Origin of the sequence: Sphingomonas mali NBRC 15500, assembly GCF_001598415.1 — a bacterium.
Lineage (GTDB): Bacteria > Pseudomonadota > Alphaproteobacteria > Sphingomonadales > Sphingomonadaceae > Sphingomonas > Sphingomonas mali.
In genome coordinates this window covers 406,497-424,027 of record NZ_BCYX01000001.1, presented here as the reverse complement: position 1 = coordinate 424,027, position 17,531 = coordinate 406,497, and the positions used below count along the sequence as shown (strand labels likewise).

The window sequence follows — 17,531 nt, the reverse complement described above, 5'->3', positions numbered from 1 at the left end:
GGGCTTTGGAATTCATATATAATTGCCTCGCCACAATTGCCGCACCTCATAAGGGTGCGGCGAGATTTATCGTGGACTACGAAATCGTGCGCCGCCGTAAACGACACGCTTTGCAATTTACAGTAGGGGCAATTTGACGATTTCGTGCCCATGGCTACTCCGCAGCAATCCCCGCCTTATCGAACATATCCCCTTCGCCGCTCCCGGCGTCCTCGTTTGCCGCCGGCCCGGCCTTCGCCTTCTGCCGCTTGTCGAACGAGTCCCACACGTCGTTCCACTGACCGCGCGTCGCCGCCTTCGAGTACTCGGTCGCGCGGGTTTCGAAGAAGTTGGCGTGCTCGACGCCGTTGAGCATTGGGGTCAGCCAGGGCAGGGGATGCTCGTCGATCATGTAGATCGGCTTCATGCCGAGCTGGCCCAGGCGCCAGTCGGCGATGTAGCGGATGTACTTCTTGATCTCCTTGGGCGACATGCCGTTGACCGGGCCCTGCTCGAACGCCAGGTCGATGAACGCGTCCTCCAGGCGGATCGTCGTCTGGCACACGTCGCCGATATCGTCGCGCACCGCCTTGGTCAGGCAGTCGCGTTCCTGCACGAAGGCGTGGAACAGGCGGATGATGCCTTCGCAATGCAGGCTCTCATCGCGGACCGACCAGGACACGATCTGGCCCATGCCCTTCATCTTGTTGAAGCGCGGGAAGTTCATCAGCATCGCGAAACTGGCGAACAGCTGCACGCCCTCGGTGAAGCCGCCGAACATCGCCAGCGTGCGGGCGATATCCTCATCGGTATCGACGCCGAACTGCTGAAGGTAATCGTGCTTGTCCTTCATCTCGGCATATTCGAGGAACATGCCATACTCGCTCTCGGGCATGCCGATCGTGTCGAGCAGGTGGCTGTACGCCGCGATGTGGACCGTCTCCATGTTGCTGAACGCGGTCAGCATCATCTTGACCTCGGTCGGCTTGAACACGCGGCCGTATTTCTCGTGATAGCAATCCTGCACCTCGACGTCCGCCTGGGTGAAGAAGCGGAAGATCTGGGTCAACAGGTTGCGCTCATGGTCCGACAGCTTCTGCGCCCAGTCGCGGCAATCCTCTCCCAGCGGCACCTCTTCGGGCAGCCAGTGGAGCTGCTGCTGGCGCTTCCAATATTCATACGCCCAGGGATATTCGAAGGGCTTGTAGGTCTTGCGGGCACTGAGAAGAGACATGGGCGAACTCCGGACTAGAATGTGATGGGGGTGATGTTGCCGACCGGGATGACCCCGAACGACAGAAGAGCGACGACGAGCCACACACCAGGCGTGGCCATGAGCAGGACACGCGCGAAGCGGCGCGCGGCATCGGGATTGACCGCGCCAGCCTGGGGCGCGGCGCCGACGAGGCTATCCGCCTGGTTGGCCATGCGGAGAAAATAGAAGGCGGGCGCCAGGTCGATGACGCAGACCAGCGAGATCAGGCCGAGGAGCAAGGCGCCGTTCATAGCGCGACCTCACCAAAGCGGATCCAGCCCAGGAGCGCGAGCATGGCGAGGAAGACGATCGGCGCCCCGATAACGTGGACACGTGCCACGGTCTTCATGTGCCGAAGCTGCATCGCGCGAAATCCTTCACCCATCCAGCGTGGATACCACGGGTTGCCGGGCACGGTCGTCCGCCGCAAAATCCAGAGGCCGTGGAGAAAGAAGGTGAGGCAAACGACGCCGGTCAGCGCGAGAAACGCTATTTTGCTCATGCGCCCGGCCCCCAGCTCGCCATCGCGCTGGCGAAGACGGTCAGGATCGCGGCCAGCGCGAGCAGCATCGTCGCGCCGATGCGCTGGGCATAGACCGCGCCTTCGCTCGTCGCGCGGCGAGTCAGGACGACGATTCCGCCCGCGCCCGCGACGCCGGCGACTGCATACATGACCAGGGGCGCGCGGTTCATGCCGCCTTCCTTGCGCCGCGGCGACGGTCGCTGGGCATGCGGGAAATCCCGGATGCCGCGCGCGCCGCAGTCCGCCTAGTCCGGTCGCCAGTCATCAATCCACACGAGGAGAAAAGAAGATGAGCCAGTTGAACAACGTCCGCGCCGACATGGCCGTGATTGGCGCCGATGGCGTCGCGGTCGGCACGGTCGACAGCGTTACTCATCACAGCATCAAGCTGCGCCCGACCGGCGTCCGCGGGGAGGAAGGCGATCGCGCCCATTTCATCCCGGCCGGCCTGATCGCCGAGATCGAAGGCGATACCGTGCGGCTGAGCGCCAACGCGGACGTCGCGGTGACGTTCGAGGACGAGCAAGTCTAGGACGCGATGCCGGCTCATGCGACCAACTCCGCGGTCGTGCGTTCTGGCCGCGTAACCATCACCATCATCGAAGGAGCATGACCATGGTCGATCTCAGCCAGATCAAGGAACATATGGAAGTCATCGGCGCCGACGGCGTCCATGTCGGCACCGTCGACCATGTCGACGGCGACCGCATCAAGCTGACCAAGAAGGATTCGGGCGCCGATGTCGAGGAAGGGCAGGGCAGCCATGCCGGGCACCACCACTACATCTCCAAGGGCCTGATCGCCGATATCGAGGGCGACAAGGTCCGGCTGAGCGCGAACGCGGATGTCGCTGTGACGTTCGAGGAGGAAGAGCAGGCTTGAGTCGACAACTCCCTCTCCCGTCGGGAGAGGGAGGGAGGCCCGCAGGGCCGGAAGGGTGAGGGCAGGACGGTTCACGCCGCGATGCCCTCTTTCCTGTTACCCAGCGTCATCGCCACATGTGCGACCACGCCATCGATATTCCCCATCACATCCCCATTCGAAAAGCGCAGGACATGAAAGCCCTCGCTTTCGATCACTCTTGTCCGCGACGCGTCATTCTCGGCGGTGTCGGCATGCGTGTCGCCGTCGACTTCGATCACCAGTGATTCCGAGAAACACATGATGTCCGCAAAAAACGGCCCGATCGGCGCCTGGTGCCGCCACTTCAGCTCCGGGAGTGCTTCACGCAGCGCGCGCAACAACCGACGCTCGGGCGAGGCCGCGTCGCGACGTAGCTGTCGCGCGCGGGGAACGGTTCCGATCGGTTTGTTCGCGTAAAGGCGCACTGCCCTCACCCTTCCGGCGCTTCGCGCCTCCCTCCCTCTCCCACAGGGAGAGGGAATTCGCCTACCTCACTGGCACGCCAGGCATTCATCGTAATCCGTCGTTTCGCCCAGCTCGAACTTGGGCGCCTCGATCGTGTTGTCGGCTTCCACGCCACCCGCGAAGCCGGCGCGCTGCACCGATTTGGAGCGGAGGTAGTAAAGCGACTTCACGCCCAGTTCCCAGGCGCGGAAGTGGAGCATCAGCAGGTCCCACTTCTCGACATCGGCCGGGATGAACAGGTTGAGGCTGGTCGACTGGTCGATATACGGCGTGCGGTCGGCCTGGAGCTCGATCAGCCAGCGCTGGTCGATCTCGAAGCTGGTCTTGTAGCAGTCCTTTTCTTCCTGGGTCAGGAAGTCGAGATGCTGGACCGAGCCGCCGCGCTCGAGGATCGAGTTCCACACCGCGTCGCTGTTCTTCGACTTCTCGATGAAGATCTTCTCGAGATACGGATTCTTGACCGAGAACGATCCCGACAGCGTCTTGTGGGTATAGATGTTGGCCGGGATCGGCTCGATGCAGGCGCTGGTGCCGCCGCAGATGATCGAGATCGACGCGGTCGGCGCGATCGCCATCTTGCAGCTGAACCGCTCCATCACGCCCATGTCGGCGGCGTCGGGGCAGGGGCCGCGCTCGACCGCCAGCGCCATCGACGCGGCGTCGACCTGCGCGCGGATCTGCTTGAACATCTTCATGTTCCACGACTTCGCCATGGCGCCTTCGAACGGCAGGCCGCGCGCCTGGAGGAACGAGTGGAAGCCCATCACGCCAAGACCAACCGACCGCTCGCGCATCGCCGAATAAGCGGCGCGCTCCATGCCGGGCTCGGCGCGGTCGATGAAATCCTGCAGCACATTGTCGAGGAACCGCATGATGTCCTCGATGAAGTGCTCGTCCTTGTTCCACTGATCCCAGGTCTCGAGGTTGAGCGAACTGAGGCAGCACACCGCGGTGCGATCCTTGCCCAGGTGGTCCTTGCCGGTCGGCAAGGTGATTTCCGAGCACAGGTTCGAGGTCGAGACCTTGAGCCCGAGATCGCGATGATGCTTGGGCATCGTCGAGTTCACGTGATCGGCGAAGATGATGTACGGCTCGCCGGTCGCCAGACGGGTCTCGACCAGCTTCTGGAACAAGGCGCGGGCATCGACCTTGCCGCGCTCGCTGCCGTCCTTGGGCGATTTGAGCGACCATTCGGCGCCGTCGCGCACCGCTTCCATGAAAGCGTCGGGGATCAGCACGCCATGGTGCAGGTTGAGCGCCTTGCGGTTGAAGTCGCCCGACGGTTTGCGGATTTCGAGGAATTCCTCGATCTCCGGGTGCGAGATGTCGAGATAGCAGGCCGCCGAGCCGCGGCGCAGCGAGCCCTGGCTGATCGCGAGCGTCAGGCTGTCCATCACGCGGACGAACGGAATGATACCGCTGGTCTTGCCGTTCAGGCCGACCGGCTCGCCAATGCCGCGGACATTGCCCCAATAAGTGCCGATGCCGCCGCCGCGTGAGGCGAGCCAGACATTCTCGTTCCAGGTGTCAACGATGCCGTTGAGGCTGTCGGGCACCGAATTGAGGAAGCACGAGATCGGCAGGCCGCGTCCGGTGCCGCCGTTCGACAATACCGGGGTCGCCGGCATGAACCACAAACGCGAGATATAGTCGTAGAGGCGCTGCGCGTGCGCACCGTCATCGGCATAAGCCGAGGCGACGCGGACGAAGAGGTCCTGATACGATTCGCCCGGCAGCAGATAGCGGTCGTTGAGCGTGTCCTTGCCGAAATCGGTCAGGAGGTCATCGCGCGAATGATCGACCTCGACCGGATACGGCTTCGCGATCGACTTCGAGTCGCGCTTCTTCGCCTTGGGCGCCGCATTTGCCTGCGCCGTTGCTGCCTCGATCGCGTCGGTCGCCATATTCTCGCCCGTTCCTTCGGTGTCTCTGAAATCCATCTCTCGCCCCTGCTTTCCGCTCGCACAAATCGACTCGGGGGAACGAACCCCCACCTTATCATTCCGGCGCCGACAGGTGAGAACAAAAATAGTCCACAGCCTGTTCAAAAAAGCGCGAGCGGCCTCGTGCTGCGATATGGGATCGCAACAGGAATTCCACCAGTGCTTGGGTCGCCCCCGAACCGAACTACAACAGATTGTGCCCATCCGGGTCCGGACGCAATACCGTAAATGACGAATTAGTGACTCAATTCGTCGCTATTTTGACTCGACTCATGGAAGGTCCGATCCGGTCCATTCGCCGCGACGCGCGGGTTTCCGCGGGCTTCCGCGAAGGCAAGGGAACGAACACGGAACACACAAAAATATTGTGCCCAGCCGCTGGACCCTATCAACCTGTTGTGGTCGGGTCGAGTCATGGTCGATCCGATCGCTCCGTTTGACGAGATTCGCGGACTCCGGGCGCTGTGGGCGCGCGTGACGCAGCACGATTCGCCCGCCGAGGCGCGTCCCGTCCCCATCCGGACGCTGCTCGACATGCTCGGTCTGGGGCTCGAACAGACGATGTCGATGCTGGGACAGGCGCGGCCCGACTGGCCGGCGTTCACCGCATGGATCGCCGCGACCGCGGGACTGCCCGATGCGGCGCGGCTGGCGCGCTACACCGCTTGGTATGACGGCGCCGAGCCGCCGGCCGAGGAGATCGCCCGCCAGGCGGCGGTGATGGCGATGGCGCCGGTGTTCGACGCCGAAGACCAGGCGCGATGGGATCGCGACGGCGTGGTCGTGCTGCGCCAGGCGATCACGCGCGATCAGGCAGCGGCGATCGCGGATCATCTCTGGTCGATCCTCGACGCCGACCCGGCCGATCCCGCGACCTGGTACGGGCCACGCACCAACGGCATCATGATCCAGCATTTCCAGCATCCGACTATGGACGTGCCGCGCCGCTCGGCGCGCATGGCGAAGGCGTTCGCCGAGCTCTACGGCCATGCCGACCTGATCGTGTCGACCGACCGGCTGAGCTTCAATCCGCCGATCAGGCCCGGCTACACCTTTCCCGGGCCGCATCTGCACTGGGATGGCAATTTGACGCCGCCGATCGCGCTCGAGACCCAGGCGATCCTCTATCTGACCGATACCGCCGCCGATCATGGTGCGCTGCAGGTCGTGCCGGGTTTCCACTATCGCCTGGCCGATGGCTGGATCGAAAGCCTGAACGGTGCGGATCCGCGGACCGTCAATCTGTCATCCGAAGCAGTCACGGTGCCGGCAGGGGCGGGGGACCTCGTGATCTGGCGCCATGAAATCCCGCACGGCGCCAGCGCCAATCGCAGCAACCAGCCGCGGCTGGCGCAATATGTGAACCATTATCCGATGCACTGGCCCGATCAGCGGCCCTGGCTGTAGCGCGTCGGCTTCAGCGGGCGAGCGGCAAGGTCAGCGTCGCCGCCAGCCCGCCATCGGGTGTATCGCCCAAGGTCAGGTCACCGCCATACAGCACCGCCAGTTCGTGCGCGATCGTCAGACCGAAACCATGCCCTTCATTGCGTTCATCGAGTCGGACGCCCTTCGACAAGGCGCGTACTCGCTCGGCCGGTGTGATGCCTGGGCCATCGTCCTCGATCGTGATGATCGCCGATCCGGATACGGCGTGTGCGTCGATTACGACCCGCGATCGCGCCCATCGCATCGCGTTATCGGCCAGATTGCCGATCATCTCGTCCAGGTCGGTACGGTCGACAGCGACCATCAGATCGGCCGGTATCTCGACCCCGATCATGACGCCGCGCTCGGCATGGATGCGGCGCAGCGCGGTGACGATGTCGTCGGCCACCACACCGACCGACGTCGCGACGCGTGCGCTCGCGATGCCGGCGCGCGCTCGGCCGAGATGATGACGCACCGTCGCGTCCAGCCGGGCGACCAACGCCGCCAGCCGTCCGTCGGGGTCGCGCCCGGGCTCGCCGGCGACCAAGGCAAGCGTGGCGATCGGCGTCTTCAGCCCATGCGCCAGATTGGCCGCGGTGCCACGCGCCGCGGCGAGCGCCGCCTGATTGTCGGCAACCAGCGCGTTGAGTTCACTGGCAAGCGGGGCAAGTTCGGCGGGCTGGTCCTCCGAGAGGCGCTCGGCACGGCCATTGCGCACCGCTGCGATGTCATCGCGCAGCCGGTCGAGCGGACGCAGGCCCAAGCGTAGCTGAATCAACGTCGCGATGGCGAGCAGAACGCCCAGCGCCAGCAATGACAGGATCAGCGGCGCCATCGCCCCCAGGATCGGCCGCGTGATCGTCTCGCGCGGTGTGGCGACCGCGATCGTGGCCGGACCGGCATCGGTCAGCACGGTTCGCCAGCGGCCATGAACCGGCTCGCCATCGGTCAGGCCGCTGTCGAACGGTCGCCAAGGCGACGCATCGCGATCATGGTCGCGATCGGGATGGGGGCGGGGTGGCCGGCGATCGAGCATCGCCTCGGTCAACGGCCGCAGCCCGCCGCGCGACAGCGAGCTGGTCGGCGTATCGATCCGCCAGACGTCGCCGGGCGCGAAGCCGGCCTCGATCTCGGCGGCGCGCGCGCGATCGATCCCCCCTTCACGCGTCACCAGGCTGGCGAGCACGAAACCCTCATTATCCAGTCGCTGATCCGCGCCGTGGATGACGAACCGTTCCAGGATGCCGCCGATCGCGACGCCCGCGACGATCAGCGCGAGCAGCGTGGCGACGGCAGACAGCGCGAGCAGCCGCCCGCGGATCGACTGCGGCATCAGCCTCATTGCGGTGCCGTCAGCATATCGGCGGTCAGCCGATAGCCGCGCCCGCGCACCGTCTCGATCAGGTCGCGCCCGATCTTGCGCCGCAGCCGTGCGATGATCACCTCGAGCGAATTGGAATCAGGATCGGCATCATTCTCATAGACGCGGTCGAGCAATTCGAGCCGCTCGATCACGCTTTCCTTGCGCAGGATCAGCGCCGACAGCACGCGCCACTCGAGCGCGGTGAGGCGGAGCGGCAGCCCGTCGAGCTCGAACTGGCCGGTCTGCGCGTCATAGCTGAGCGGCCCGCATGCGACGCGTGGTGCTGCATGGCCCGCGGCCCGCCGCGCGAGCGCGCGTAGCCGCATCACCAGTTCCTCGACGCGGAACGGCTTGGTCAGGTAATCGTCGGCGCCGGCGCGGAACCCCTCGACCTTGTCGGACCATCCGTCGCGCGCGGTGAGGATCAGGACGGGCAGGGTGCGTCCCGCGGCGCGCCATTCGTTGAGCACGGCAATCCCCGATTTGACCGGCAGGCCGAGGTCGAGCACGGCAGCGTCATATTGACCGGTGTCGCCGAGATGCGCGCCGTCCTCGCCATTCGCGGCGTGATCGACCGCGAAATTCTCGGCGCGCAGCACGCGCAGGATCGCGGCGGCCAGATCGGCATCGTCCTCGACCAGCAGGATACGCATCGTCGCCCCTTTCGCCCGTTGAGCTACCGCACATGCTTAAACCGAAACTGAACCGCGGGGTTCAGCGGGGCGTGGCCGCACTTCGCTACGACTCGGACCATCGCAATCATGAAGGAGTTCGAACGATGGTCGATGTGAAAAATCTGATGGGGCGCCCGGTGGTATTATGGATCGCCGGCGCGGCGTTGCTCGCGGCCGGTGCTGCGGGCGGGGCCGGCGCGGTCGGGCTGACGCGCCCCGGGGTCGAGGTGGCGCCGATCCGGCCCGTCGCGATCGCGTCGCTGGCGCAACGCGCCGGCGGGCTGGTGACGGTGCGCGGCAAGGTCGCCGAAGTCTATGGCGACCGCTTCACGATCGCCGACGGCAGCGGCAAGACGATGGTCGATGTCGGGCGCGACGGCGACAATGCAGTGACGGCGGGCCAGGATCTGCTCGTCCAGGGTCGCTATGACAATGATCAGTTGCGCGCGTCGTTCCTGGTCGACGGCAATGGCCGCGTGCGCGCGGTCGGGCCCTTGTTCGGGCGCGGGCCACATCGCGGCCGGCCCGACGAGCGGCACGGGCCGGGCGGAGCCGGGCCGGGTCGTGGTGGCCCGCCGCCGGCCGCCTGCGACGCGCTGCCGCCCCCGCCGCCATCCGCGGCGGAGCAGCCTGGTGCGCCGAGGCAATGAAGGATGTGCGCGGCCACCCAAGGTGGTCGCGCATTCCTTAGCCGGCTTTGCGGGCCTTGCGCGCAGGCGTCGGCGCGTTGAGCCGCTCCAGGTTGAAATTCTGCGCGAATTCCAAGCCCGCGCGGCCATCCTTGGCCCAGCGGACGGTCGCCGGGAACATCTGGCCTTCGAGCAATTCGATCTGGACGTCGACACCCGAGGGGTCGACCGGGAATTCGATGCCATCGATCAGTGCGCCGGTCGACGAGATGTTGCGGATGCGGACCTCGCCCTTGGTCACGCCGAGATCGAGGATGGCCGAACGCAGCATCGTCGAGCGCGGGCTGCGGCTGACCTTGTAGCCGAGCGGGGTGGCCTGGCCACCGGCGGCCTGGAGCTGGCGGACGACTTCTTCGCTGCGCGCGGGCTTGCCATAGACATAGCCCTGGATGTGGCTGCAGCCGAGTTCGCGGATCAGCTCGACCTCGTCCTGATGCTCGACGCCTTCGGCGGTCGTTTCCATATAGAGCGTGTTGGCCAGGGTCACGATCGCCTTGATGATCGCGGCGTTGCGGTTGCCCGGCACGGCGGCGCCGCGGACGAAGCTCTGGTCGATCTTGATCTTGTCGAACGGCGCTTTCTTCAGATAGCCGAGCGACGAATAGCCGGTGCCGAAATCGTCGAGCGCCAGGCGCACGCCGATCCCCTTCAGCGACTTGAACATCTTTTCCGAACTGGCTGTTTCGTTGACGAACACGCCTTCGGTGATTTCGAGCTCGAGCCGGTGCGGCGCCAGGCCCGAATTGGCCAGCGCCGAAGTGACGATCGCGGGCAGCGCCGGATTGGCGAACTGGATCGGGGAGACGTTGACCGCGACCCGGACATGATTGGGCCAGCCCGCCGCCTCGCGGCACGCAGTCCGCAGCACCCATTCGCCGATCGTTTCGATCATCCCGCATTCCTCTGCGATCGGGATGAATTCGGCAGGGCTGATCGCGCCGCGCGTCGGGTGGTCCCACCGGATCAGCGCCTCATAGCCGACGATCTGCTCGCCCTGGGTCGACACCACGGGCTGATAGGCGACGTAGAATTGGTTGCCGATCAATGCGTGACGCAGATCGTCTTCGAGCTGTTTCTTGGATTGGGCGCCGGCGAGCAGCTCGCTGCGGAAGAAGCGATGGACGCCGCGCCCGTCGCCCTTCGCCTCGTACAGCGCGAGGTCGGCATTGCGGACCAGTGTCTCAGAGTCGCTGCCATCCTCGGGTGAGATCGCGATACCGATCGAGCAGCCGATGGTGATCGACGACCCATCGATGAAATAGGGCTGCGACAGCGATTCGATGACCGTTCGCGCCAACTCGCCCAGGCGGTCGCGATTGCCTTCGCCGGGCAACACGATCTTGAATTCGTCGCCGCCCAGCCGGCCGACCAGTCCGGCCTCGCCGACCGACCGTTGCAGCCGCTGCGCGACCTGCTTCAACAGCGCGTCGCCCATCTGATGGCCGAGCGTGTCGTTGACCGCCTTGAAGCGATCGAGATCGAGCAGGAACAGCGAGGTGATGGCGTGGCCCGATTGCGGCGCCAGCGTCTTGTCGAGCGAGGCGCGCATGCGTTGTCGGTTGGCGAGGCCGGTCAGCCCATCGAATAGCGCGAGGCGCGTGATCTCGGCTTCGGATCGGCGCTTTTCGGTAAGGTCGCGGCCCGACCCGACGAAACCCTGGAAGCGGCCAAGCTCGTCGATCATCGGCCGGCCGGAGATCGACCACCAGCGCTCGCTATCCTCGTCGGCGGCGGGGCACACCGAATAGTCGGAAAAACTGGTGCGCGAGGACAAATGAAAACTCAGTGTGCGCTCGGTGTCACCGGCTTCGGTATCCATGCGGAAGATGTCGTTGAGCCGGCCGGCGCTCGGCTCGACGCCGAGCCGGGCGAATTCGCGCCCGACCTTGGCCGACAGATAGGTGACCAGGCCGTGGCGATCGGTCTGCCAGAACCAGCCATCGCCATGATCCTCGACTTCTCGCACCAATTGCGCGGCGAGCCGGCCCGAACTGTTCTCGGCTTCGTCGAGCCGGTTGCGTTCGACGTCGTTGCGCGCCAGCCGCACGGTCGAGATCGCCAGCGTGGCGAGCGCCAGGCAAGCGATGGCGGACGGCAGGCCGAACCCGGTATGGATCAACACCATGCCGGCGAGCGCGCCGGCAAAGCCCAGCGTTGCGGCGCGTAGCGGATGGATCGCGATCGCGGTGATCGTCACCCCCGCGAACACAGCGATGAATCCGGCCAGATAATATTGGCCGATCGGCAACGCCGCGACCAGCGGAGCCAGCGACAACAGTCCAACACCTAGCGCCACCGAACAAAGCGACAGAGTACGGATTTGGACATGGGTCGGCCAGAAATGCGCAATCTCGAGTTTGAGTTGGGCGAAAGCGGCGAGCGATGCCGCGGCGATCACGCCGCCGCGAAGGGCCGCCAGGCGGACCAGATCGTCATGCCCGGTATAATGGGCGATCAGCCCCACGACGAGCGGCGCGAGCATCTGTGCGAACAGGACAAATGGCCAGACCGAAGCGAGCTCGCCAATGCGCTGCAATCGCGCCTCGATCGTCTCGGGCGTGGCGTCGGCGTCGAGCGCCAGCGCGCCCCAGATGGAACGCGTCGCATCGACCACAGATCGGCTCGGACGAACGGACATGACCATGCCCGTAAAGCGAAGATGTTAGGAAGTGCTTTCCATCGAAACTAGTAAGTGGACAGTTGCCGAGGCGAACACCCGCGTCAGCCCGTGTCCCCGGTTCGAATGAAATCGATGAAGGCACGTAATGGGGCCGGCATCAAGCGGCGGCTGTGATAGTAAAGCGATGGTCCGGGAAACGGCTCCATCCAGTCGCTCAGAATCTCGACCAGCGTGCCGCGCGCCAGCTCGGCGGCAAAGAATTCTTCGAATCCTGCCGCTATGCCGAGTCCAGCGACCGCCGCCGCGATCTCCATCTGCATCGACGTTGCGATGAGTGGCCCGTCGGGAGCGATGCGATAGCGGCGACCGCCGCGTTCGAAATCCCACGCAGCGAGCCTGCCGCTGGCGAAGCGGTGGCCGAGCCTTTGGTGTCGGGCAAGGTCGCGCGGGTGCCGGGGCGTACCGTGGCGATCGAGATAGGCGGGGGCGGCGACGCAGGCGAAGCGCTGCCGGCGCGGGCCGATCGGTACCGCGATCATGTCGCGATCAATGCGTTCCTCATATCGGATCCCGGCGTCGAATCCGGCCGCGAGGACGTCGACCAACTCGTCCTGTGCGGTAACCTCCATTCGGATGCCCGGGTGCGCGGTCAGGAATTGCGCGGCGATCGGCGGCAAGACGTGCCAGGCGACGATGCCGGGGACGTTGAGGCGCAGCGTGCCGCTGATCCGGCCGCTGTCGGCGACGAGATCGTCGGCCGCATGCGCGAGCTCCGCCAATGCCGGCGCCAATCGCTCGAGCAGCCTTTGGCCGGCCTCGGTCGGGGTGACGCTGCGCGTGGTGCGGTTGAGCAAGCGGATGCCGAGGTCGCTTTCGAGGCGGCGCACCGCCTCCGACAAGGACGAAGCGGAGAGGTTGCCCGCCTGCGCGGCGGCGCGAAACCCGCCTGCCTCGGCCACCGCCGCGAATTGCGCGAAATCGTCGAGATTGGGAGTTGCCATTGTACGAAATTTCGCACGGGCCGTTTCGGTTGTCACGGCTTATCGTACGGTATTCGCGGCTGCATATAGAGGCTCGAAAAGGAGTTTGACCCATGGAACACCGAAAACTTGGCGCCACTGGCCCGATGACCTCCGCGATCGGATTGGGCTGTATGGGCATGTCGGGCGCATACGGTCCCGCGGATCGCGACGAGGCGATCGCGACGATCCACGCCGCGCTCGACGCCGGCGTGACGTTGCTCGACACCGGGGACTTCTATGGCCAGGGCCATAATGAGATGCTGATTGGCGACGCGATCGCCGGCCTGCCGCGCGACGCTTATCAACTCAGCGTCAAATATGGCGGGCTGCGCGACCCGGCAGGGGCGTTCATCGGCTTCGATGCGAGCCCGCGCTCGACGAAGAACTTCCTCCATTACACGCTGCAGCGGCTGCGGGTGGACCATATCGACATCTACCGCCCCGCGCGGCTCGATCCCGATGTGCCGATCGAGGAGACGATCGGTGCGATCGCCGAGATGGTGCAGGCAGGCTATGTTCGCCATATTGGCCTGTCCGAGATGGGGTCGGAGACGATCCATCGCGCCGCCGCGGTGCACCCGATCGTCGACCTGCAAATCGAATATGCCTTGGTCAACCGCGGCCCCGAAGACAGCATTTTCCCGACGCTGCGTGAACTCGGGATTGGCGTCACCGCTTACGGCGTGCTGTCACGCGGGTTGATCAGCGGGCATTGGCAGGCGTCAAGCGGCGCGCAGTCGGGCGATTTTCGCGCACACTCGCCGCGCTTCCAGGCGGGCAATATCGAGGCCAATCTGCAGATTGCGGACCGGCTGAAGGCGATTGCCGATGCCAAGGGCATCACGACCGCGCAGCTCGCCATCGCCTGGGTCGCAGCAAAGGGACGCGACATCGTGCCGCTGGTCGGGGCCAAGACCCGCACGCGGTTGCAGGAAGCCCTCGGCGCGCTCGACGTGACGCTCAGTGCCGAGGATCTTGCGGCGATCGAGGCGGCGGTGCCGCGCGACGCGGTGCGCGGCGATCGCTTTCCGCCGCACGGCATGGCCTCGCTCGACAGCGAGCGGGGCTGAAACGGTTGCGGTGCCAGCCCGCTCCCCCACCCGGCCGCCCAACAGGGTATGATATGGGCGGCCGGGTGGGGGAGCGGGCCGGCACCGTGACAGCGAAACTGAATAAGCCGCTAGGGTTGGTAGCCTTCCCATTCGGCGGGAAGGCCGACCGGCCCAAGCAATTGGTTGGTCAGCGGCACGAAGATCGCCGCCGCGCGGTTGTCGTTGGCCATCAGCAGGATGCAGCTCTGCCGCGTGTCGACGCACATCGCGTAATTCTCCGTGCCGTCGTCATGCCCCTCCTTGAAATAAGCATGGCCGAACCGGCTTTCGAACGTGCCCCAGCCGACGCCATAGCCCAGCTTCATGCCTTTCCAGCGATTGGTGCGATCGTTGCGCAGTGTCGGAAACTGGGTGGGGCTGTCGATCCAGATCGTGGGGCGGACCATCGCCGTATGCGCGGCGACCCCCAGCCCGTCGCTCCGCGACACCGCGGCGAGAAAACGCGCCCAGTCGGCCAGGGTCGTAGACATCGATCCGGCAACGTCGACTTTGCCTCGATGCGCAAAAGGCTGGCGTTGACCGTCCGCGGTGTAGCCATAGGCAAAACGGCCTTCGTAGCTGTCGCGCCAGGTCATCGACGTATCGCCCATCCGGAAACGGTCGAACACTCGCGTCTGGATTTCCTTGCCGACATCGATCCCCAAGCCCTGTTCGAGGACGAACTGAGCCAAATGGACGCCTTCGCCCGAATAGCCGTAGCGGGTGCCGGGATCGCGATGGAAACGCAGCTTCTTGTCGTCCTCGAAGAAGCGGAAATTGGCGAAGCCGCTGCTATGGTTCATCAATATCCGCAAGGTCAGCTTGCGCCAGCGCTCGTCGCCCTTGAGATCCGCATAAGCGTCATAGTCGGGCAATGGCTTGGCCAGATATTGATCGATCGGCTTGTCGAGATCGACTTTTCCTTCAGCGACCAATTGCATCAACATCCAGGCGAAAGTCGCCTTGGTCAGCGACGCACCGGGCATGATCGTCGCCGGCGTCAGCGGCGCCTTGTTCTCCAGCGAGGCATAGCCGTAGCTCTTGATGAAGACGATCTTGCCCTTGCGGATCACCGCGACGCCGAGACCGGTGACATGGTTCGCCGTCATCATCCGCTGGACGATGTTGTCGACGGTCGATTCCGACAGGTTGCGATTGTCGAGCGTATTGTACACGCGTTGCGGCCGATCGGTGGCGCCGATCGCGAGCAGCGCCAAGGCCGCGCTCATCATCCGCAACGATCGGCCGGTGGGCATGCGAGTCTCTCCAGGAAATTCCGGCGCGCTGTATCGCCGGTCAGGCGCAATTAGCCAACGCTTCGTACGCGGCGGTCAATCGCGGCAATACCGGTTCGTGGTTCGGCGGCAATGGCGTGCCGAGATGTTCATGGCGCAGCTCGGCCATGAACGCCTCCCATAAAGGCGGCCCGCCTTCCTCGAGCAATTGCGCGCGAATCGCGAGCTCGGGCGTTGTCGGCAAATGGCGCCGGCCCCAGGCGCCGAGCTGGGCGAGCACCGGCAGCAGCTGGATTGCCGGTTCGGTCAGGCTGTAGATCGCCTTCTGCTTGTGGCTGGGGTCGTCGGCGCGCGTCAGCAGGCCGCGTTCCATCAGCTTTTTCAGACGGTCGGCCAGGATGTTGGAAGCGATCCCTTCCTCCGATTGCGAGAGCAACTCGCGATAGTGACGACGATTACCGAACATGATGTCGCGGATGATGATCAGGCTCCAGCGATCGCCCAGGGTCTCCATCGATAGATTGATCGGGCATCCCGACCGCATCGCTTCAGCCATGGGAGCAATGTAAAAAAACTGCTTGCAATATGCAACTGCTTAATTTAGCCGACGCACATACCGCTTGCGATATGCAAGCAGTTTTGCGAGGAGGATGCGATGAAGTTCCTGTGCCTTTGCCATTACGAATCAGCGCGCTTCGCCGAACTGAAGCCCGCGGATTTCGAGGAGATCGGCGCGATCTGTGCTCCGCACGATGCGGCGCTGAAGGCGAGCGGCAAGGTCGAACTGATCGGCGCGCTCGGCATGCCTGAGCAGTCGCGGACCTTGCGCGTCGAAAGCGGCGCCGTGGTCGACGCCGCCGGCCCCTATGCCGTCACCCCGGAGCCGTTCGGCGCCTTCTTCATTGTCGAGGCCGATGATATCGACGGGGCGGTCGAGATCGCGAAGCTGCATCCGGGAACGCATCTCGGCGACAAATTCGGGCGCGGCGGAATCGAAGTGCGTCCGATCGATTTCATCGAGCGGCCGTGAGTGGGAGAGAGATGATGGGTAAGGTACGTGTCGGCGCGTTTTCGGTATCGGTTGATGGGTTCGGTGCCGGACCCGAGCAGAGCCTGGATGATCCGCTCGGCAAGAACGGCCGAGAGGTGCACGGCTGGTTCTTCCCGACGCGCTTCTTCCAGACCATGATCGGAAAAGGGGACGGCGAGACCGGGATCGACAACGATTTCGGCGAGCGCGCGATGACCGGCTTCGGCGCGTTCATCCTGGGCCGCAACATGTACGGCCCGATCCGCGGCGAGTGGAACGGGACCGACTGGAAGGGCTGGTGGGGCGACAATCCGCCTTACCATGCGCCGACCTACATTCTGACGCATCATCCGCATCCGCCGATCGAGATGGAGGGCGGGACGACCTTCATCTTCGTCACCGACGGGATCGAGAGTGCGCTCGAGCAGGCGCGCGCCGCGGCCGGCGACCTCGACGTCAAGATCGGCGGGGGCGTGTCGACCGTGCGGCAATATCTTCAGGCCGGATTGATCGACGAACTCCATTACGCCGTGTCGCCGGTCGTACTGGGGCAGGGAGAAGCGATGTTCCAGGGGATCGACCTGCGCGCCCTCGGCTATGCCCCGACCGAGCAGGTGATGGGCGAGCGCGCGCTGCATATCGTGTTGGCGAAGGGGAAGTGACTTGACACTGAAGCTCTACGCACATCCCTTCTCATCCTACTGCCAGAAGGCCAAGACGGCCTTCTACGAGAAGGGCGTGGCCTTCGAGGAAGTGATGCTCGACGGCAGCGAGCCGGTGGCGAGCGAGTTCGCCGCGCTCTGGCCGATCGGGCGGTTCCCGGTACTGACCGATGGTGACAGGCTGGTCTTCGATACGTCGCCGATCATCGAATATCTTGACGCCAGATATCCCGACAAACCGTTGATCCCGGCCGATCGGGACGCCGCGGTCGAGGTGCGGATGTGGGACCGCTTCTTCGACAATTATGTCAGCTATCCCCAGCAACGCATTGTCTATGGGGCACTCGGCCGCGAAGCCAGGGACGATGTCAGGTGGCAAGGCGCGCTCGATACGGCGTACGCGATACTCGACAAACACCTCGCGGGCCGGGACTGGGCTGCGGGTGACGCGTTCAGCCTGGCCGACTGTGCGGCGGCGCCGGCATTACTCTACGCCGATTGGAGCCACGCAATCCCCAAGTCGTTCGCGAACGTCTGGGCTTATCGCGACCGCCTGCTCGCCCGCCCGAGCTACGCGCGTGCGCTCGACGAGGCGCGGCCCTATCGGCATTACTTCCCGTTGGGCGCGCCCGAAGGGAGGGACTAGCCG

Annotated in this window: 20 protein-coding genes; 8 read left to right on the top strand and 12 right to left on the bottom strand. The window is 64.9% G+C overall.

The genetic code is table 11. The features are described 5' to 3' along the window. Window positions 1-154 precede the first annotated feature (154 nt). Genes SMA01S_RS01960 through SMA01S_RS01945 form a run of 4 tightly spaced genes read right to left on the bottom strand, consistent with a single transcriptional unit; the run spans window position 155 to window position 1,927 of the window. Complete coding sequence (locus SMA01S_RS01960; RefSeq protein ID WP_066816672.1) at window positions 155-1,213, bottom strand: ribonucleotide-diphosphate reductase subunit beta; 1,059 nt, start codon at window positions 1,211-1,213, stop codon at window positions 155-157. 14 nt (window positions 1,214-1,227) lie between these two features. Further along, the gene (locus SMA01S_RS01955; RefSeq protein WP_066816671.1) at window positions 1,228-1,485 is read right to left on the bottom strand and encodes a hypothetical protein; all 258 of its coding nucleotides are present in this window, start codon (window positions 1,483-1,485) and stop codon (window positions 1,228-1,230) included. Continuing rightward, entirely contained in the window at window positions 1,482-1,736 is a 255-nt protein-coding gene (locus SMA01S_RS01950; protein ID WP_066816669.1) for a hypothetical protein, read from the bottom strand. The genes SMA01S_RS01955 and SMA01S_RS01950 overlap by 4 nt, the downstream gene beginning before the upstream one ends. After that, window positions 1,733-1,927: a hypothetical protein gene (locus SMA01S_RS01945; protein ID WP_066816668.1), complete on the bottom strand. Its 195-nt coding sequence runs from the start codon at window positions 1,925-1,927 to the stop codon at window positions 1,733-1,735. Before SMA01S_RS01945 ends, SMA01S_RS01950 begins: the two co-directional genes overlap by 4 nt. A 119-nt stretch (window positions 1,928-2,046) precedes the next feature. On the opposite strand from SMA01S_RS01945, the gene SMA01S_RS01940 reads away from it, so the two are divergent. Together SMA01S_RS01940 and SMA01S_RS01935 are read left to right on the top strand one after the other, a co-directional pair. After that, complete coding sequence (locus tag SMA01S_RS01940; protein WP_066816666.1) at window positions 2,047-2,289, top strand: DUF2171 domain-containing protein; 243 nt, start codon at window positions 2,047-2,049, stop codon at window positions 2,287-2,289. A gap of 83 nt (window positions 2,290-2,372) precedes the next feature. Next, a complete protein-coding gene (locus tag SMA01S_RS01935; protein ID WP_066816869.1) occupies window positions 2,373-2,639 on the top strand; it encodes a DUF2171 domain-containing protein in 267 nt (88 codons plus the stop codon). Between the two features lie 71 nt (window positions 2,640-2,710). On the opposite strand, the gene SMA01S_RS01930 is transcribed toward SMA01S_RS01935, so the two are convergent. Beyond that, a complete protein-coding gene (locus SMA01S_RS01930) occupies window positions 2,711-3,085 on the bottom strand; it encodes an endonuclease domain-containing protein (RefSeq protein WP_066816665.1) in 375 nt (124 codons plus the stop codon). 66 nt (window positions 3,086-3,151) lie between these two features. Beyond that, window positions 3,152-5,065: a ribonucleoside-diphosphate reductase subunit alpha gene (locus SMA01S_RS01925; protein WP_066816662.1), complete on the bottom strand. Its 1,914-nt coding sequence runs from the start codon at window positions 5,063-5,065 to the stop codon at window positions 3,152-3,154. A 417-nt stretch (window positions 5,066-5,482) separates the two neighbouring features. On the opposite strand from SMA01S_RS01925, the gene SMA01S_RS01920 reads away from it, so the two are divergent. Beyond that, window positions 5,483-6,475, top strand: coding sequence for a phytanoyl-CoA dioxygenase family protein (locus SMA01S_RS01920; protein ID WP_066816661.1), 993 nt, complete (start codon window positions 5,483-5,485; stop codon window positions 6,473-6,475). Between the two features lie 10 nt (window positions 6,476-6,485). On the opposite strand, the gene SMA01S_RS01915 is transcribed toward SMA01S_RS01920, so the two are convergent. Both SMA01S_RS01915 and SMA01S_RS01910 read right to left on the bottom strand, forming a co-directional pair. Further along, window positions 6,486-7,838 (bottom strand): sensor histidine kinase, encoded by a 1,353-nt coding sequence (locus SMA01S_RS01915; RefSeq protein ID WP_066816659.1) that lies wholly within the window; start codon window positions 7,836-7,838, stop codon window positions 6,486-6,488. Then, a complete protein-coding gene (locus SMA01S_RS01910; RefSeq protein ID WP_066816657.1) occupies window positions 7,835-8,512 on the bottom strand; it encodes a response regulator in 678 nt (225 codons plus the stop codon). Before SMA01S_RS01910 ends, SMA01S_RS01915 begins: the two co-directional genes overlap by 4 nt. Before the next feature lie 125 nt (window positions 8,513-8,637). Between SMA01S_RS01910 and SMA01S_RS01905 the strand changes: the two genes are divergently transcribed. Further along, the gene (locus tag SMA01S_RS01905) at window positions 8,638-9,183 is read left to right on the top strand and encodes a hypothetical protein (RefSeq protein WP_066816655.1); all 546 of its coding nucleotides are present in this window, start codon (window positions 8,638-8,640) and stop codon (window positions 9,181-9,183) included. Between the two features lie 37 nt (window positions 9,184-9,220). Here SMA01S_RS01905 and SMA01S_RS01900 read toward each other — a convergent pair whose 3' ends face one another. Both SMA01S_RS01900 and SMA01S_RS01895 read right to left on the bottom strand, forming a co-directional pair. Beyond that, window positions 9,221-11,860 (bottom strand): putative bifunctional diguanylate cyclase/phosphodiesterase, encoded by a 2,640-nt coding sequence (locus SMA01S_RS01900; RefSeq protein WP_439654295.1) that lies wholly within the window; start codon window positions 11,858-11,860, stop codon window positions 9,221-9,223. 83 nt (window positions 11,861-11,943) lie between these two features. After that, entirely contained in the window at window positions 11,944-12,843 is a 900-nt protein-coding gene (locus SMA01S_RS01895; protein WP_066816651.1) for a LysR family transcriptional regulator, read from the bottom strand. Between the two features lie 92 nt (window positions 12,844-12,935). On the opposite strand from SMA01S_RS01895, the gene SMA01S_RS01890 reads away from it, so the two are divergent. Further along, on the top strand, window positions 12,936-13,934 hold the full coding sequence (locus SMA01S_RS01890) for an aldo/keto reductase (protein ID WP_066816649.1): 999 nt from the start codon (window positions 12,936-12,938) through the stop codon (window positions 13,932-13,934). Between the two features lie 110 nt (window positions 13,935-14,044). On the opposite strand, the gene SMA01S_RS01885 is transcribed toward SMA01S_RS01890, so the two are convergent. After that, window positions 14,045-15,211: a serine hydrolase domain-containing protein gene (locus tag SMA01S_RS01885; protein WP_066816646.1), complete on the bottom strand. Its 1,167-nt coding sequence runs from the start codon at window positions 15,209-15,211 to the stop codon at window positions 14,045-14,047. 40 nt (window positions 15,212-15,251) lie between these two features. Next, on the bottom strand, window positions 15,252-15,746 hold the full coding sequence (locus SMA01S_RS01880; RefSeq protein WP_066816644.1) for a winged helix-turn-helix transcriptional regulator: 495 nt from the start codon (window positions 15,744-15,746) through the stop codon (window positions 15,252-15,254). Window positions 15,747-15,845: 99 nt separating this feature from the next. On the opposite strand from SMA01S_RS01880, the gene SMA01S_RS01875 reads away from it, so the two are divergent. The 3 genes from SMA01S_RS01875 to SMA01S_RS01865 are packed head-to-tail and all read left to right on the top strand — an operon-like array spanning window position 15,846 to window position 17,528. Then, window positions 15,846-16,220: a YciI family protein gene (locus tag SMA01S_RS01875; RefSeq protein WP_066816642.1), complete on the top strand. Its 375-nt coding sequence runs from the start codon at window positions 15,846-15,848 to the stop codon at window positions 16,218-16,220. Window positions 16,221-16,234: 14 nt separating this feature from the next. Next, window positions 16,235-16,882 (top strand): dihydrofolate reductase family protein, encoded by a 648-nt coding sequence (locus tag SMA01S_RS01870; RefSeq protein ID WP_066816867.1) that lies wholly within the window; start codon window positions 16,235-16,237, stop codon window positions 16,880-16,882. A 7-nt stretch (window positions 16,883-16,889) separates the two neighbouring features. Beyond that, window positions 16,890-17,528 (top strand): glutathione S-transferase family protein, encoded by a 639-nt coding sequence (locus tag SMA01S_RS01865; RefSeq protein ID WP_218016801.1) that lies wholly within the window; start codon window positions 16,890-16,892, stop codon window positions 17,526-17,528. The last annotated feature ends 3 nt before the right edge of the window (window positions 17,529-17,531 follow it).

Bases quoted from the DNA above. Each gene is read 5' to 3' on its own strand.
- SMA01S_RS01960 (WP_066816672.1), bottom strand. From the start codon at position 1,213: ATGTCTCTTCTCAGTGCCCGCAAGACCTACAAGCCCTTCGAATATCCC.
- SMA01S_RS01955 (WP_066816671.1), bottom strand. From the start codon at position 1,485: ATGAACGGCGCCTTGCTCCTCGGCCTGATCTCGCTGGTCTGCGTCATC.
- SMA01S_RS01950 (WP_066816669.1), bottom strand. From the start codon at position 1,736: ATGAGCAAAATAGCGTTTCTCGCGCTGACCGGCGTCGTTTGCCTCACC.
- SMA01S_RS01945 (WP_066816668.1), bottom strand. From the start codon at position 1,927: ATGAACCGCGCGCCCCTGGTCATGTATGCAGTCGCCGGCGTCGCGGGC.
- SMA01S_RS01940 (WP_066816666.1), top strand. From the start codon at position 2,047: ATGAGCCAGTTGAACAACGTCCGCGCCGACATGGCCGTGATTGGCGCC.
- SMA01S_RS01935 (WP_066816869.1), top strand. From the start codon at position 2,373: ATGGTCGATCTCAGCCAGATCAAGGAACATATGGAAGTCATCGGCGCC.
- SMA01S_RS01925 (WP_066816662.1), bottom strand. From the start codon at position 5,065: ATGGATTTCAGAGACACCGAAGGAACGGGCGAGAATATGGCGACCGAC.
- SMA01S_RS01920 (WP_066816661.1), top strand. From the start codon at position 5,483: ATGGTCGATCCGATCGCTCCGTTTGACGAGATTCGCGGACTCCGGGCG.
- SMA01S_RS01915 (WP_066816659.1), bottom strand. From the start codon at position 7,838: ATGAGGCTGATGCCGCAGTCGATCCGCGGGCGGCTGCTCGCGCTGTCT.
- SMA01S_RS01910 (WP_066816657.1), bottom strand. From the start codon at position 8,512: ATGCGTATCCTGCTGGTCGAGGACGATGCCGATCTGGCCGCCGCGATC.
- SMA01S_RS01905 (WP_066816655.1), top strand. From the start codon at position 8,638: ATGGTCGATGTGAAAAATCTGATGGGGCGCCCGGTGGTATTATGGATC.
- SMA01S_RS01900 (WP_439654295.1), bottom strand. From the start codon at position 11,860: ATGTCCGTTCGTCCGAGCCGATCTGTGGTCGATGCGACGCGTTCCATC.
- SMA01S_RS01895 (WP_066816651.1), bottom strand. From the start codon at position 12,843: ATGGCAACTCCCAATCTCGACGATTTCGCGCAATTCGCGGCGGTGGCC.
- SMA01S_RS01890 (WP_066816649.1), top strand. From the start codon at position 12,936: ATGGAACACCGAAAACTTGGCGCCACTGGCCCGATGACCTCCGCGATC.
- SMA01S_RS01885 (WP_066816646.1), bottom strand. From the start codon at position 15,211: ATGCCCACCGGCCGATCGTTGCGGATGATGAGCGCGGCCTTGGCGCTG.
- SMA01S_RS01880 (WP_066816644.1), bottom strand. From the start codon at position 15,746: ATGGCTGAAGCGATGCGGTCGGGATGCCCGATCAATCTATCGATGGAG.
- SMA01S_RS01875 (WP_066816642.1), top strand. From the start codon at position 15,846: ATGAAGTTCCTGTGCCTTTGCCATTACGAATCAGCGCGCTTCGCCGAA.
- SMA01S_RS01870 (WP_066816867.1), top strand. From the start codon at position 16,235: ATGGGTAAGGTACGTGTCGGCGCGTTTTCGGTATCGGTTGATGGGTTC.